The following is a 16,504-nucleotide window of genomic DNA, read 5'->3' on the forward strand; positions in this document are numbered from 1 at the left end:
GCCCCTTGCAGCACTAAGAAAGTTTTGCTCAATCGACCGTACACACCAGTACGGCGCTCAATCGCAAAATTCCTTAGTGCCACAAGGTTCTGCGCGATCATCGCAGCAATTTATGAAATATCCGGGCCCTAAGCAATTACCCCTAACCAGCCCAATATCCTGCCAGACCGGTCTATCTTTTGGGTGTATCGGATTTGGGTATATGGTTATGTTCAATTGCATTACGAAACGAACGTCAAAACCCCTTCTGGTTTCACTTCTTTCCTTCTACCTTCTGCTCTACAGCCATCAGACATGGGCTCCTCTCAACAGGTTCAGCAACCTAAGGACTCCATTTACCTACCTGCTGGCCAGCGTCCATCGAAGTGCTCCCAACCAACCACTGGCCTGGATTGTCACCAATCAGGTCATACACCCAACAGCACCGGCTCCCGCCAATAACATTCTCAGCCATCACATCAGTCCGCTTCCCCAGGGAAGCGGACTACCTCTTAATGACGGCCCGCACCTGGACGACAACACATGGCATCAGATCCCCCTGGGGTCTATCCATACACCACTGCAGGGCTCCGGGGCTCTTCAATTCGCCGAGTACCAGATTGAGATAGACACTTCAACTCCAGACAACCCGAATAACCCTGTTATTCAGGGTATAGTTCAGGCACTTGGCCAACTGGATTTACAACTGATCCAACAGACTCCCTGGCTCTGCTCCATTGAATCTCAGGAGGTATCCATCACTCAAGGCCCTCAGCAACCTGCCTCACACTCCTACTTTGACCTGCTGCAACAAGTGCGAGCCTGGCTCAGTCAAACAAAAAGGGCAGCCAGTCAACTGGACTCCGCGGGCATGAGTGGAGGGCTGCCACTAATCCGCCCCGGAAGCGCCCACCCCACACCTTTTATCATCAGAAACTCCAGAATGGAGTGCCCCAGTCTCGGTGGCAGCTATCTTAGACTGCCAGGCTGCCAGCACAACATAGCGAACCTGCAGTTTTCTTTTGTCTCCCCTCCAGCCATGGCGCCTCCTGAAATCACCGGGATACACAACGAGATCTCCGGCATCACAACCGTTAACGCCATTCCCGCACCGGGCGGCTCATGGTGGTGCAACTTCATGCAGGTTACATCTGGTGGAGAACATCACTATGTTGTAGTAGGAAGCGCCGGCAACGAGACGACTTATGCGCTGGTTCCTATTTCAGTGGCGATCCACCCTTTTCGCTGGATCCTGAACCCCGGCAGTTGCGCGCAGCAGGCAGGAAAATCAAAAAACCGGGGTCCGGATAACCACCCTCCCCCTCCTCCCCCGGGAGTCATGTAATAACATCTGAGCAAACCCGACCCACAAAGTGGATTGCTATCGCGCCGCCCTGGCATTTGCGGCTATAATCGCCACTCTCCCGGTAAAACCAATACGCGACGGTCTGCCAGGGCAAACAATAAACACCAGTGGACGGGAAGGCACAGAGTGAGATCAATCGTTCCGCCAGACCTTCGCCAGCAATAATTTATCTCGCCTCAAGGGGAAAGCATTTTGAAACCGGTCAGGGTAGGAATTTGTGGCCTGGGTACAGTCGGCAGCGGTACATTCAATGTACTCAATCGCAATGCCGAAGCCATTGCAGCACGGACAGGCAGAATAATCACCATCGGACAGGTAGGTGCCAGGCGCGACAATCCGGCCTGCGACACCAGCACCACCGAAGTTTCCCGGGATATTTTCGAAGTAGCGCGCAACCCGGACATTGATATTGTCGTGGAACTTATCGGCGGATATGACACTGCCAAAGACCTGATTCTTACCGCCATTGAACATGGTAAACACGTCGTCACAGCCAACAAGGCGCTGATTGCCGAGCATGGCAACGAGATCTTCCAGGCTGCCCGGGAAAAGAATGTCACTGTTACCTATGAAGCGGCCGTGGCAGGCGGCATCCCCATTATCAAATGCCTGCGGGAAGGGCTGGCCGGCAACAGCATTAACTGGCTGGCCGGCATCATCAACGGTACAGGGAACTTTATCCTTACCGAGATGGGCGACAAGAACCGTTCATTCGGCGATGTCCTCAAAGAGGCCCAGGAACTGGGCTATGCGGAAGCGGATCCGACCTTTGACGTGGAAGGCATAGACGCCTGCCACAAACTGACCATCATGGCCTCTATCGCCTTTGGCATCCCTCTGCAATTCAACAAGGCCTACACAGAAGGGATCAGCAAGGTCACACCGGCAGACATCCGATATGCAGAAGAACTGGGCTATCGTATCAAACACCTTGGCATTGCCCGGCATAACGGTGCCGGTGTTGAACTCAGGGTTCACCCGACACTGATACCCGCCAGCCAGCCACTCGCCAATATCAACGGAGTCCTGAACTCAGTGGTCGTAAATGCCGACGCTGTGGGCGAAGCCATGCTGGTAGGCCCAGGTGCCGGTGCGGAGCCGACAGCTTCATCCGTGGTGGCGGATATCATGGATATCGCCCGGACGATGGAAGCTCCCCAGACCAACCCTAAGCCCCTGGGATTTGATTCTGACAGGCTTCAGGACACCCCGGTTCTTCCCATTGCCGATACCCACTCTGCCTGCTACCTGCGCATTCATGCCGATGACCATCCCGGTGTGATGCATGCCATAACCAGTATTCTCGGCAAACAGGGCATCAATATCGAAGCGATGACCCAAAAGGCCGTACGGGAAAGTGATGGCTATGCGGATATTGTCATCCTCACCCAGAAGGTTCAGGAATCCCTGATGGACCAGGCGCTGGCAAAGATTGAACAGCTGGACGACGTGCAGGCGCCTGTCACCCGCATTCGCGTTGAAGCCATGGCATAAGAATCAGAAAAAAATGGAACAAGCAGTGAAATACATCAGTACCAGAGGCAATGGCGGGCAGAAGGGTTTCAAGGACGTTCTGCTGGCGGGGCTGGCCGAGGACGGCGGCCTTTATGTGCCTGCCGAACTGCCACAGTTCAGCCCGGACAAGATTCGCTCCCTGCGCGGGCTTCCCTACAATGAACTGGCTTTCGAAGTCATCTGCCCGTTCGTCGGTGGCGAGATTGAAGACGACAAACTCAAGGAACTCATTGACGACAGTTACAGTACATTTGACCACCAGGCTGTGGCGCCACTGACACAACTAGGCAGCAACGAGTGGGTCATGGAACTGTTTCACGGCCCGACGCTGGCGTTCAAGGATTTCGCCCTGCAACTGCTTGGCCGCCTTCTGAACCACGTTCTGACCGAGCGAGGCGAGCGGGCCATTGTCCTGGGCGCCACCTCCGGCGATACCGGCTCTGCCGCCATTGAAGGCTGCCGGCACAGCGAAGCCCTGGACATCTTTATCCTGCACCCCTACCAGCGTGTGTCAGAAGTCCAGCGTCGCCAGATGACCACCGTTCTTGATAGCAACGTCAACAACATCGCCATCCACGGCAATTTCGATGACTGCCAGGACATGGTGAAGCAGTGCTTCTCCGACCAGTCCTTTCTGCCAGACTCTTCAGGTAAGAAAGCCAGGCTGGTAGCGGTTAACTCGATCAACTGGGCGCGCATCATGGCGCAGGTGGTTTACTACTTCCACTCTGCACTGCTGCTGGGCGCTCCTGAGCGGAAAGTGGCTTTCTCGGTTCCCACCGGCAACTTCGGCGATATCTTCGCCGGCTATATTGCCCGGGGCATGGGGCTGCCCGTTGGCAAGCTGGTAGTGGCCACCAACAGTAACGATATTCTGCACCGTTTCTTCCAGGACAATGACTACCGCAAGCTGGACCTGCAACAGACACTGTCACCCAGCATGGACATCATGGTGTCCAGCAACTTCGAGCGACTGCTGTTTGATCTGCACGAACGCAGCGGTGAAGCCATGACCAGCCTGATGAACAGCTTCCAGACAACCGGAGCCCTGTCCGTCAACGCTCCAGCCTGGGAGAAAGCCCGCGAACTGTTTGACAGCTGTCGCACTAATGACGAAGGCACCTGCGAAACCATCAAGTCGCTGCACGCTACCACTGGCTACCTGGCCGACCCGCATACTGCAACGGGGGTTCGTGCCCTGGAAGAGGTAGCAATCGAGGCCGAAATGCCGAGAGTGGTTCTGGCAACGGCCCATCCAGTGAAGTTCCCCGAGGCTGCGGAAAAAGCAGGATTACAGCCTCCGGAGCTGCCAGAGCACATGTCCGATCTGATGGATCGTGAAGAGCGTTACAGTGTCCTGGAAAATGACCTGAAGACACTGCAATCCTTCATCCAGGAAAGCACCCGTCACAGCTGATAACAGCACCTCAGCAGACCGGGTCAGTGATGAGCTGATCCAGTCTGTTGCATCACTGCTCCTTTTTTTCTCCACTTCCTTCCAGTTCTCTGGCAATCGCCACAGCCAGGCGAACATCATCAGGCCTGGTGTCATGACGAAAAGAGCGTACGAGTCGACCGTTTCTACTCACCAGGAACTTGTTGAAGTCTGTCGAAGGGTAGCTCCCGCCCTGCTCTTTCAACCATTGAAACAGGGCATTGGCATTGGCGCCGCTGACATGGGAAACCGCGAACAGGGGAAATGTCACGTCATGCTTCAAGCGACACTCGTCATTGAGTGACTGCTCATTCCTGGTCTCACCACTGGTGAAATCCCTGGATGGAAACGCCAGCACCACAAAGCCTTTGTCACGGTATCGCTGATAGAGCGCCTGTAGCCCCTGAAACTGCTGGGCATGGTGGCAATAGGCCGAAGTATTGACGATCAGCAGCACGTCGCTTTCATAACGCTCGGCAATATTGACCTGATGTTGACTGTTCAGTAACCGGAGACTGATCTCAGGCAGGCCGGCCTGGGCATTCTGAATGACAAGAAAAAACAATCCAGCCCTGAGCAGGAAGTGCATTGAGTTAAAGCTCGATAAACGACGGAGGGAACATTCAGCTTGTATTTTAGGAGCCTGTCGGACTTAAGGCAATTTCGGCCTGAAACCCAGAAAGACCGGCCGCAGCCTTGAGCGTTCTAGACAGCTCCGATGAATTCGATTAAATAGGCCAACTATTCGCACGAATCCATCGAAAAATTTGACTCGTTCTACTGACTCTTACCCTGAAGAGCATGCTCGAAAGCATAAGTCCGACAGGCTCCTAGACGTCACGATTCAAACTGCCCAATATCCCTGTGAGTTCAGCTGCCAACAGGAAGGCGGACCCTCCTTGTCAGATAGCGTGCTACACGGGGAGGCGGTTTACAATGAGAATGAGCGTTTCCTCTATCTTGTCTAACCGGTTATTTACCTTGTCAAAATAGACTCACGTACATTTATTTTGCGTCTACGTTATGAGAGCCCCGCCAGAAATACGGAGGCTCTAATGAAAACAACTGGCTCAGCAGCTCTTCAGGTACTGCTTTTTATTCTCGTATTGCTGCTCCCCCTTACCGTCCAGGGCCATATGTTCTGTTCCAAATGTTCGGGAAAGTGCTGGCAACTGACCAGTAACAATGAGCTGCAATGCGCCAATACGAAATGCAATGAGGTCTATAGCCACTTTGATATTTACTCCTCATTCGCCTGCCACAGGCCAGTAGAAGGAGTAGAAGGTTATCACGTCTATATCAAGCAATCTCCAGTATCAGACTCGAGAGATACATGTAGAGCCAATCAACTGATCAATCGCCTGAACTCTGCCAATACATCTGCTATGAACCTCCTGTCTGAAGCTGGCGTTGCTCCTGAGCAGATTATCCCCATCCCCATGCTGACTCTGCTAATCAGCACTTACACTACAGCGGAGCAGGCCGTAATACGACTCATTTCCCTGCAACTGGCGTTGCTGTCTGCAGCAACCTGGAGCCTTCAACAAGGTAATCAACCCGGCCCGGAAGAGCATCAGTTGCAGATGCTGACAATACTGCCTTTTTTATATCTGACTACTCAGCATGCGAGTGATAATGCCCGCAACTATTTAGTCTTCTCCCAGGTCTCTAGTGAGCTGGAAGCCGATTCTATCAACACCCAGCTGACATCCATTACTCAGAACCTTCTTGAAACACCTGCCCAGTTAAGTGATTTAACCCTGAACGGCCTGGATCACGATCAGGCTGTTGCGAACCTCATTATTGCCTTTAGCCATGACACTGGCTTCCACCATTTCAACCTACCCCCTCTGGGTCATATCGTCATTCTTATGCATCCTGATAATCTGGTCACCCTGATAACCGATACGGGTGTTTATGTTCCCAGAATACCGACACAGCAACTGGCCCGACTGATGGTATCCATTCAGAATCGCCCCCAGTACAGAAGTCTTATCTATCCAGTTATCGGAGGTGTCGTTGCAGTGTCGGGCGAGCTGATAAATTTGGCAGCTGGACTGTATACCGGCAGCTATCTCAGGCATCTTATTTTTGTTACCACTGTATTTGTGGCAACAACTACCGCAGCCTATCTGCTTGATCATTATCTTCCTGCTCCCTCCTCACAAAAGCCACCGGAGAAGAAAAAGTCCTCTCAGGAAGAAGACAAAGAAGGTGAACAATAAGTGCTAAATCAGGAAAAACCACCATGCCGGCAAGTATTTTATCCCATTCAGCCTGAAGACCCTCGAGCACCTCTAGGAGCCTGTCGGACTTAAGGAAATTTCGGACTGAAATCCAGAAAGAGCGGCCAGATTGTCCGATAATTTGCATAAATAGGTCAACTATTCGCACAAATCCATCGGACAATCTGACTCACTCTACTGACTCTTACCCTGAAGAGCATGCTCGAAAGCTTAAGCCCGACAGGCTCCTAGCTTCCAAGCTCATCGGTCAAATCTCATTCTTATTGACTGAAGCGAGCAACATAGCAGAGAAGCAGAAAAAGCACCTGACAACCCGGGCAGTCTCCCTTAACTTTTGTAGTGCGGTAGAACTCATCCCGACAGCGGCTTTGTGATAACCTGTGGCGATCAACCAACAGTTTAATGCCATGCAGAAACAGATCATTCGTCGAGAGGCCGGCCCCGGGACCCATGATTTCAGCGCCGACCTGCCGCAGCTTCTGGCCAGAATCTACAGCGCCAGAAATGTCAGCAGTGACAGGGAGCTGAACCGCCAGCTGAAAGGGCTTCATCACTACACCTCTCTCAAGGGCATTGATGTTGCCGCCAGCCTGCTGGCCGATGCCATCATTGCCGGCCAGAACATTCTAATCGTCGGTGATTTTGACTGCGATGGCGCCACCAGCAGCGCTCTTGGAGTCCTGGCCCTGAGAGCCATGGGCGGGAACGCCAATTACCTGGTGCCCAACCGTTTTGAATACGGTTACGGCCTGACACCCGAAATTGTTGAAGTTTCCAGACAATACAAACCGGATGTGCTGGTGACTGTGGACAATGGCATCTCCAGCATTGACGGCGTCGCTGCCGCCAGAGCCGAAGGCTGGAAAGTGGTAGTGACTGATCACCACCTGGCCGGCAGAGAACTGCCGCAGGCCGATGCCATCGTCAACCCAAACCAGCCGGACTGCCCTTTTCCCGGCAAAAACACCGCCGGTGTCGGTGTCATTTTCTACGTCATGTGCGCCCTCCGGACGGAACTGAAACAGCGAGGCTGGTTTGACACAGATCCCGAATTCAACCCTTTTGAACTGCTGGACCTTGTGGCGCTGGGCACTGTTGCTGATGTCGTCAGCCTGGACGCCAACAACCGGATACTGGCCCACCAGGGACTGGCCCGGATTCGCGCCGGACGCTGCCGCCCCGGTATTCGGGCCCTGATTGAAATCTCCGGCAGGAATCCTGAAAGACTGGTGGCCGCAGACCTGGGCTTTGCTCTCGGCCCCAGGCTCAATGCCGCAGGTCGGCTGGATGACATGTCCACCGGTATAGAGCTGTTGATCACCGACAATCTCAACAGCGCACGCGAGATTGCTTCTGAGCTCGACAGTCTGAACCAGGAGCGCAAGGAAATAGAATCGACCATGCAGCAGGAAGCCCTGGCCGAACTGGATAAACTGCAACTGGACGACAAGAGTCAGCTGCCTGTGGGCATCAGCCTGTTCCGGGAAGACTGGCACCAGGGGGTCGTAGGCATTCTCGCTTCCAGGGTCAAGGATCGGCTGAACAGGCCAGTCATCGCCTTTGCCGAATCGGACTCCGGCCAGCAGGATGGCGACATAAAAGGCTCGGCCCGTTCCATACAGGGCCTACACATGCGCGATGCCCTGGACAGCGTGGCGCGGGAAAATCCGGGACTGATCATCAAGTTTGGCGGACATGCCATGGCTGCCGGCCTGAGCATCAAAAAAGCGGATTTTCCCCTCTTTGTCGATGCCTTTGACCGGGAGGTACGTAGCCAGCTCAGCAACGAGAGCCTGGAAGCGATCATTCTTACCGACGGGGAGCTTCTGGTCGGAGACATGACCATGGAGACCGCCCAGATGCTTCGGGAAGCTGGCCCATGGGGGCAGAATTTCCCGGAACCCTGCTTCGACGGCCTGTTCCAGATCATTCAGCAGCGGCTGGTGGGAAAAAAACATCTGAAAATGGTTCTGAAGGTTCCCGACTCGGAATTCTACCTGGACGCCATAGCCTTTAATGTGGATACCCAACAATGGCCGAATCTGAATATCAGCACCATCAAAGTGGTCTATAAACTGGATATCAACGAGTACCGGGGCCAGACCAGCCTGCAGCTGCTGGTGGATTATTTTGAGCCGGCCTGATTGCTGTTCCGGCTGGCTGCTCTATTCTGTTATCTTTTTAAGCAGTTTTCCTGAAAACTCTGAAAAAGGTACCAGCCGTTGGCCAGAAGCAAAGTTGCCCCCCTACTTGTCGTGATCCTGTCACTGGCCCTGTTGATTCCAGGAATCACCCGGCCACTCATGACCCTGCAGGCGGATATGAACCGGCAGGCCCTGGTGAGTGAAGGCAAGAAAGTCCTCAATGAGCAGAAGCTTCACCCGGCCATGGCCTCCATTGCCAACCAGTTCCTGGACAATCTTCGGGTGGAAGGCCAGAGCCGGGTCTATGACAAGACCCGGAGTATCCTCGGCACAGCCGAAGACCTCTGGAACTTTGGTTACAGACTGGTGGCTATATTGATACTGACGTTCAGTGTCGTTATTCCCGGCATCAAGTCCCTGATGCTGCTCGGCGCCTGTTTTGTCAACGACAACCGCAGGCTGCTGGTGATCGGCGCCGCCATCAGCAAATGGTCCATGGCCGACGTCTTCGCCATGGGAGTGCTCATCGCCAGCCTGGCGGCCAACGCCGCATCCTCCGAAAGCGCCCTGCTCGCTTTTCATGCCAGCCTGCACGATGGTTTTTACTGGTTTTTAGCCTACTGCCTGGTTTCTGGGGCTGCCGGACAGTGGTTAACAAGAGAACTCTGAAGGTCCCACTTACGCCCCGGCGGCGATTACCTACAGCTCATTCCTGTAATTGTCGCTGCAGCCCTTCCGGTAGCGGTGGATAGGACTCCGGATCATAAGGCTGGTTTTCTTTCGGCCGGGGAGATGGCTCCACTCCCCCCTTCTGGCTGCAGTCAACTCTCCATTTCCTGCACCTGCAGCTCCAGGGCATCGACGGAAATCTTGATCTCCTTCAGGCAGACCAGCAGGGACAGCAGCAGAAACAACAGGCTGATGCCGAAGACGACAAACGCCAGCTGTTTCAGCTGAAAGTGCAGCAGAAACATATCCACCACACAGAAGATAAAACTCATGATTCCGGCGCCCTGCATATGCTTGATCAGCTTCATGCGTCGTCGAAGATTATCAAGCTGCCCCTTGATCCGTGGATTACCGGGCTTTTTTTCATAGAGGCCATGCAAGGTTCTGATCAGTGAGGCCAGGGCCAGAAACTTATTGGTGTAGGAGAGAAAAAGCAGTGAAATGGCCGGGAACAGAAGAGCCGGCGTTGTGAGCGTCAATTCCATACAGGGGTTCAGGGTTGCCGTGAAGAAAACGCTACTTTCGACTGCACAATCAATGCTGTCAAGAGATTACAACCGGCCTTTCCTTCGCTCAAACAACTCCAGCTGCAGCAGCTGCTCCGGCGCCCTGAGGTCCACCAGCCTGACGCCGACCCCAAGCAGCCTCACAGGCCTACTGCCACGTTCCCAGGCCCGGACCATCAGTGCTCTGAAATGCTCTTCCGCCGGCTGGTCATTCCTTTCCAGCAACTCTTCCAGGGTCGTCTGGGTAAAGTCGGCAAACTTCACTTTCACAAAACGTTTGCTGACGCCGTATTCGCCACTGATTTTTTTAAACCTCTGTTCAAGGTCTTCCAGCAGCGCCCCAACTTTTGCCAGGATTGCTGCCTCATCAGGCAGGTCGGCATCGTAGGTATGTTCTACTGACAGGGACTTTCGTCGCCGGCCTGTTTCCACCGGGCGATCATCAATTCCCCGGGCCAGCTCCCACAGCCGTTCGCCAAAACTGCCGAACCAGCGGCTCAACTCAAGCCGGGAATACTGGCGCAGCATGCCGCAGGTCATAATACCTTTGTTGTGCAGCTTTTCCGCCGTCACTTTGCCAACGCCGTGTATTTTCTCAACTGGCAGCTCGAAGACAAAGTCCTGAACTTTTTCCGGGGGAATCACACACAAACCGTTAGGTTTATTCCAGTCGCTGGCCACCTTGGCCAGGAATTTATTGGGGGCAGCCCCAACAGACACCGTAATTCCCACCTGTTCCCTGACCGCCTGCATGATTTCCCGCGCCATCAGCGTGGCGCTGCCCCGGCATTTCTGGCTATCCGTAACATCCAGATAAGCTTCATCCAGCGACAGGGGTTCAATCAGGGAAGAGTATTTCTGGAATATCTCGTGCATCTGCTGTGAAGCTTCCTTATAGGCTTCAAACCTCGGCTTGATGATGATCAGCTGGGGGCATTCCCGGACAGCCCGATAGGAAGCCATGGCTGAATGCACCCCGGCTTTCCTGGCCGCATAGCTGCAGGTGGCTATCACCCCTCGGCGCTCTGCCTTGCCGCCCACGGCAAAGGCTTTGCCCTTGAGGATGGGATCATCCCTTTCCTCGACGGAACAGTAGAAAGCATCAGCATCCACATGCAGTATTTTACGGGTGTCTGTCAGCTGGGATTCGGGCATTTCATCAGACTTTTGACAATGAACACGGCAAAGCCGGGCAGTCGAAAACAGCGACCCGGCTCAGGACAATCCTACCGAGCCATACCTGTCAGCAGCAACCCTTAAACTGTATTTTTATACAGTTAAGCGGAAACACTTATCAATCACTTCAAATTATCAAACGGATCGTCTCTGACAAGGTAAGTTCGGGTTAAATAACCACCAGAATCATGAAAATACAGACAGACCCACTACTAACAAGACGGAATTTCACGTATTTCCTTGCATCTCAGAAAGGCGTCAAATCCGCCTCAATGATTTTGTCAGTGATCGGTAAACAAAAGACCGAACTGCTTCTCCAACAACCAACTCACAACCCAAGGCATCAAGGCACTGAAAATATGCGTGTTACTGTGTTCAATACGCCTGTCATCAGTCATTTCCTCATGTTTCTCGCCAGGCTCATGCTCTCTCTGTCCGGCTGGAAAATCGAGGGCCAGAAACCCAAAGTTCCACGTTACGTCCTGGTAGCTGCGCCGCACACCAGCAACTGGGATTTTTTCATCGGCATCGCCATAGGCCTCCGCTGTGGTGTGAAATGTTACTGGATGGGCAAGGCCAGCCTGTTCTGGGGCCCTTTGGGCCTGGTCTTGCGCTGGCTGGGCGGCATTCCCGTGGATCGGACCAAGCGCAACAGCCTGGTCAGCCAGACAGTCTGCTGCTTTAAAGGCAACAAACAGCTGGGGCTGGTTATCTGCCCTGAGGGTACCCGTTCCAGGGGCAACCGTTGGCGCACCGGTTTCTACCATATCGCCAAGGGCGCCAATGTTCCGATCATCCTGGGCTACCTGGATTTCGAGCGCAAAGTGGGCGGTTTTGGCCCGGCATTGAAGCCCGGTGACAACATGGAAAAGGACATGGCGGAAATCCAGGCTTTCTACCAGGGCATCAATGGCAAGTTCCCGGACTGTTTCAGCCCGGTCCAGCCCAAGGAGCCTGTCGGACCTAAGGCTATTTCGGTCTGAAATTCAGAAAGAGCGGCCGCAGCCTTGAGCGTTCTGGACAGCTCCGTTGAATTTGCTTAAATAGGTCAACTATTCGCACAAATCCAACGAAAAAACTGACTCGCTCTACTGACTCTTACCATGAAGAGCATACTCGAAAGCTTATGTCGGACAGGCTTCCAGGCTGTCTCACGGCTTGGCCCAGCCTGACATTTGGTCGGTCAGCGCAAATGAGCCTTTACAGCCTCAAGGCTTAATGGCAAGCTCAAAGGATGGAGCAAAAAATCATAATCGCTGACGACCACCCTCTGTTCCGTGCAGCTCTGCAGGCGGCACTGAGACAGGGCCTGGATAACCCGGAAATACATGAAGCCGGCTCCATCGCCGCGCTTCAGAACCTTCTGGAGCAGATCCCCTCGCCCGATTTAATCCTGCTTGACCTGAACATGCCGGGCGCACATGGTTTTTCCGGCCTGATTTTTTTACGCGGACAGTACCCCGATGTTCCCGTAGTGCTGGTGTCTGCCGCCGAAGAGCAGCAGGTTATCCAGAAAGCCATGCAGCATGGCGCCGCCGGATTCATCCCCAAGTCTTCGCCACTGAATATCCTGAAAGATGCCGTAAAACTGGTTCTGGAAGGGGAAACCTGGCTGCCGGACTCAATGAGAGGTATCCCCCTGACAGAGTCCTCAAGCAATGACATGGAAGTACGACTGTCGTCGCTTACACCCCAGCAATTCAGGGTTCTGGGCATGATGAGCGAAGGGCTGCTGAACAAGCAGATCGCTTATGAGCTGGAAGTGTCGGAAGCAACGATCAAGGCGCATGTGACGGCAATTTTCAAGAAACTGGGCGTTCGCAATCGCACCCAGGCGGTGATAGTTATGAAAGAGTTAGATCATGACCCGTCTCCTGCAGAGGACAGCACCCCGGAATCATGACAACCTCTCCGGTTTCGTCACCAGTGAACTTATAAGGGCTCTCAGGGCAGCAGGCTTTACTGGCTTGCCGAGAAAACGGATATCGGCTTCACGACACTGGATCTGTAAGCTGTCCTGCCGGTCAGCGGTAATCAATATTGCCGGAATCAGCCTGTCGCATTTCATCCGGATCCGTTCGATCAGTTCCAGGCCTGTCTCTTCCTCATCCAGCCGGTAGTCAACCAGCAGGATGTCTGGAGCATCGCCATTCCCAAGCAATTCCATGGTTTTCTGACAACTGTCAGCACAGGCCACCTGGCAGCCCCAGCGAGTCAACAAACGGTTCATGCCCAGCAGAATTTCCGCCTCATTATCTATGCAGAACGCATTGAGCCCTGCCAACGAGGTGTCGGACTGCACCTCCAGCTGCCGTTTAATAACGCGGGGCTGAACAACTGGCAGGGAAACCGTAAACACAGTGCCAGCTCCCGGCCGCGAACGAACAGACAGAGAGTGTCCCAGAAGCTCGGCAACGCCCCTGGCAATTGCCAGGCCCAGACCCAGGCCTTTGCCATCGGTATGAAACCGCTGGAATTCGGCAAACACCAGCTCCTGCTTCTCGACAGGAATGCCCTGACCATTGTCCCTGACTTCAACCACCAGCGTATTGCCCCGACGACGACAACCCAGCATGACCCTGCCACCATCCGTACGACAGTAGCGCAGGGCGTTGGTTAAAAAGTTCTGAAGAATTCTCCTCAGCAGGACCGGGTCACTGCGGACCCAGAGCTTGCTGCCCACCAGCCTGAAAACCTGTCCCTCTTCTCCTGCCAGCCGTTCAAACTCGGTTTTCAGAGGATCGAGCAATTCTGACAGGGGGAACTCCCTGACTTCCGCAATTAACTGGCCGGCTTCAAGCCGGGACATATCCAGCAGATCCTTGAGCAGCTCCTCAGCGGCTTTCAATGAACTGCCCAGATGGCGGATCAATTCCTGGTTCTGCGCATCCGTCACTGAAGATTCCAGGGAGGCGGCAAAGAGCCGGGCAGCATTCATGGGCTGCATCAGGTCATGGCTGACAGCTGTAAAAAAGCGAGAACGCAGACGGTTGGCCCGGTCTGCCTGCCCTTTGGCGCGCATCAACTCCCGGTTCAAGTCAAAGAGTTCACGGGTTCTTTCCTGCACCCGTTGCTCCAGACTTTCGTTGATGTCTTGCAGGGCATGCTCGACATCCCGGAACTCGGTGATATCGGTAAAGCTCATGGCAAACCCGCCACCCGGCATGGGGTTGCCGCGCATCTCGATAACCCGCCCATCGGGCCGGACCCGCTCGGATTTATGGGCGGTTCCCTCACGCATGAACTGCACCCTTTTAAGGACGTGTTCTTCCGGATCACCCGGACCGCACAGCCCATTGACGGCATTGTGACGGATAATCTCGGAAACTGGCCGTCCAACCCGGATCAGGTCATCCGGGTAAGAAAACAGTTCCAGGTAACGACGGTTCCACGCCACCAGCCGCAAATCCCGGTCAACGACACTGATCCCCTGACTGATATGCTCAATGGCGCCACGTAACAGCTCCCGGTTAAAGCGGAACACCTCATGGGCTTCATCCACCATGGCCTCAACGTCTTCAAGCTGTACAGTGTCGCCGGCCAGCGCCGACTTCATAACCACTTTGGCCGACGATGCGCCCATGACTCCAGCCAGGTGACGCTCGGTGGCACTGATCAGGTCACTGTCAGCATAGCGGCCCGAGGGAGCGAACTGCTCCATAAGCCTGGCTGTCCGGTTCTCTCCCAGGAAGCGCTTTGCCAGTGTCTGCAGGTCTTCCAGGGCGACTTTCTCTTCCCGGTATTGACTGGAATCTTCCCAGGAAGCATCGACAAAACGCCGCGACTGTCGTCTTTCAGCGGAATCCACTTTGAAGTACAGGCAGCCAAGGCTGTACAGAATCAGGTTAACGGAAAATGACAACACCGATGCTCCCACCACAGTCCCCGTCATTTCAAATCCGAACAGGGCGCCGGGCTTCAGTGCTTCAATACCAAAGAGCCCATGCAACAACAGGTCACTCTTCAACCACCCGGCATTGATCATCAGTGGCAGCATCAGGGTGTAGAACCAGATGCCGCTACCTGCCACCAGCCCGAGCCCCACTGCCTTGCTATTGCTCTCTTTCAGATACAGCCCACCGATAACGGCCGGGGCCAGCTGGGCTACCGCAGCAAACGACATTTGACCTAAACCTGCCAGACTGCCGGAGCCACTGTTATCTATCAGCCGAAACACCACATAGGCCATAAGCAGCAGACAGAGAATGGTGGTGCGCCTGACATTCAGCAGCAGGCCACTGAAGCGGTAGAAATCTACGGAGTTATCCCTGGACTTGCGCAGCAACAGCGGCATAAGGATTTCGTTAGAAATCATGGTGGAAAGAGCAATGGTAGCCACAATCACCATGCTGATGGCGGCTGATACGCCTCCCATGTAGGCCAGCAGCGCCATGCCATCATTTCCGAGAGCCAACGGCAGGGCTATGACATAGGAGTCAGGCGACGTTGAGTTTCCCAGCAGGCTATTGCCGGCCAGAGCCATGGGCAGAACAAACAGGGAAGCCAGCACAAGGTAAGCAGGAAAAAGCCACCGGGCCCGGTGGAAGTCCTTCATACTGGCGTTTTCCACCACGATCACGTGGAACTGCCGGGGCAGGCAGATAATGGCCGCCATGGCCATGAGAGTGGGAACGACCATGGTTTCCAGCAAACCGCCCGATGGTGAACGCTCAGGCAGGCTGACGTTTACAGGCCAGCTGTCACTCAGAAACTGCCAGGTCACCCAGGCTCCCACCAGCAGGAAAGCGGCCAGCTTCAGCAGGGATTCAAAGGCGATGGCGGTCATCACACCGTGCTGATGCTCAGTGGTGTAGAGGTGACGGGTGCCAAACACCACAACAAAGACCGCCAGAGTCACTGTCACGATTAACGCCAGGTCCTGACGGTTCCACTGCTCACTCTGACCTTCGGAAAGAAGATCAAACCCCATGACGATGGCTTTCAGCTGCAGGGCGATATAAGGCAGGATACCGGCTATCAGGATCAGGGTGACCAGAGTCGCCAGTGCCCTGGACTTGCCATGGCGGGAGGCGATGAAGTCAGCAATGGAGGTAATGTTCTCTTTCTTGCTGACCAGAATCAGCTTGGCCAGCAGCTTCCAGAACAGCACGAACATCAGGATCGGACCCAGGTAGATGGGCAGGAACGACCAGGGATTCTCACTGGCCTGTCCTACTGCGCCAAAGAATGTCCACGATGTGCAGTAGACCGCCAGGGACAGACTGTAAATCAATGGGCGCCAGTGCTCGCGCCAGGCGGCACCGCTGCGGTCACCAAACCAGGCGACCGTGAACAGAACTCCGACATACACCAGGGCGATCAACGCCAGCAGCCATCCGGTCATTTGTATTGCTTCTTTTTTGCCGAGATGCAGGGCGAAAATACCACAGAACCCGGTTTACATGAAT

The 16,504-nt window shown here is 54.3% G+C and carries 12 protein-coding genes; 8 read left to right on the forward strand and 4 right to left on the reverse strand.

What is annotated here, in order from left to right; all coding sequences use genetic code 11:
* Positions 1-208: 208 nt before the first annotated feature.
* The 3 genes from ACR2PX_RS06530 (at position 209) to thrC (ending at position 4,277) form a co-directional block, all read left to right on the forward strand.
* Complete coding sequence (locus ACR2PX_RS06530) at positions 209-1,324, forward strand: hypothetical protein (RefSeq protein WP_433998557.1); 1,116 nt, start codon at positions 209-211, stop codon at positions 1,322-1,324.
* Between the two features lie 213 nt (positions 1,325-1,537).
* Positions 1,538-2,839: a homoserine dehydrogenase gene (locus ACR2PX_RS06535; RefSeq protein ID WP_433998558.1), complete on the forward strand. Its 1,302-nt coding sequence runs from the start codon at positions 1,538-1,540 to the stop codon at positions 2,837-2,839.
* A 25-nt stretch (positions 2,840-2,864) separates the two neighbouring features.
* The gene (thrC, locus tag ACR2PX_RS06540; protein WP_433998602.1) at positions 2,865-4,277 is read left to right on the forward strand and encodes a threonine synthase; all 1,413 of its coding nucleotides are present in this window, start codon (positions 2,865-2,867) and stop codon (positions 4,275-4,277) included.
* A 52-nt stretch (positions 4,278-4,329) separates the two neighbouring features.
* Here thrC and ACR2PX_RS06545 read toward each other — a convergent pair whose 3' ends face one another.
* Complete coding sequence (locus ACR2PX_RS06545) at positions 4,330-4,884, reverse strand: glutathione peroxidase (protein WP_433998559.1); 555 nt, start codon at positions 4,882-4,884, stop codon at positions 4,330-4,332.
* 466 nt (positions 4,885-5,350) lie between these two features.
* On the opposite strand from ACR2PX_RS06545, the gene ACR2PX_RS06550 reads away from it, so the two are divergent.
* From ACR2PX_RS06550 to ACR2PX_RS06560, 3 genes are all read left to right on the forward strand, one after another.
* Positions 5,351-6,520, forward strand: a complete 1,170-nt coding sequence (locus tag ACR2PX_RS06550) for a hypothetical protein (protein ID WP_433998560.1) — start codon at positions 5,351-5,353, stop codon at positions 6,518-6,520.
* Positions 6,521-6,948: 428 nt separating this feature from the next.
* A complete protein-coding gene (gene recJ / locus ACR2PX_RS06555; RefSeq protein WP_433998603.1) occupies positions 6,949-8,685 on the forward strand; it encodes a single-stranded-DNA-specific exonuclease RecJ in 1,737 nt (578 codons plus the stop codon).
* 78 nt (positions 8,686-8,763) lie between these two features.
* Complete coding sequence (locus ACR2PX_RS06560) at positions 8,764-9,354, forward strand: paraquat-inducible protein A (protein WP_433998561.1); 591 nt, start codon at positions 8,764-8,766, stop codon at positions 9,352-9,354.
* A 152-nt stretch (positions 9,355-9,506) separates the two neighbouring features.
* On the opposite strand, the gene ACR2PX_RS06565 is transcribed toward ACR2PX_RS06560, so the two are convergent.
* Complete coding sequence (locus ACR2PX_RS06565) at positions 9,507-9,899, reverse strand: DUF2721 domain-containing protein (RefSeq protein ID WP_433998562.1); 393 nt, start codon at positions 9,897-9,899, stop codon at positions 9,507-9,509.
* Positions 9,900-9,965: 66 nt separating this feature from the next.
* Positions 9,966-11,075 (reverse strand): DNA polymerase IV, encoded by a 1,110-nt coding sequence (gene dinB / locus ACR2PX_RS06570; RefSeq protein WP_433998563.1) that lies wholly within the window; start codon positions 11,073-11,075, stop codon positions 9,966-9,968.
* A gap of 305 nt (positions 11,076-11,380) precedes the next feature.
* Between dinB and ACR2PX_RS06575 the strand changes: the two genes are divergently transcribed.
* The gene (locus ACR2PX_RS06575; RefSeq protein ID WP_433998564.1) at positions 11,381-12,079 is read left to right on the forward strand and encodes a lysophospholipid acyltransferase family protein; all 699 of its coding nucleotides are present in this window, start codon (positions 11,381-11,383) and stop codon (positions 12,077-12,079) included.
* Between the two features lie 251 nt (positions 12,080-12,330).
* Positions 12,331-12,999 (forward strand): response regulator transcription factor, encoded by a 669-nt coding sequence (locus tag ACR2PX_RS06580; protein ID WP_433998565.1) that lies wholly within the window; start codon positions 12,331-12,333, stop codon positions 12,997-12,999.
* Here the strand turns inward: ACR2PX_RS06580 and ACR2PX_RS06585 are convergent.
* Positions 12,994-16,440 (reverse strand): hybrid sensor histidine kinase/response regulator, encoded by a 3,447-nt coding sequence (locus tag ACR2PX_RS06585; RefSeq protein ID WP_433998566.1) that lies wholly within the window; start codon positions 16,438-16,440, stop codon positions 12,994-12,996. The two genes, ACR2PX_RS06580 and ACR2PX_RS06585, sit on opposite strands and share 6 nt — an antisense overlap.
* Positions 16,441-16,504: the final 64 nt, after the last annotated feature.

It is taken from the genome of Endozoicomonas sp., assembly GCF_051008435.1.
Classification (GTDB): Bacteria; Pseudomonadota; Gammaproteobacteria; order Pseudomonadales; family Endozoicomonadaceae; genus Endozoicomonas_A.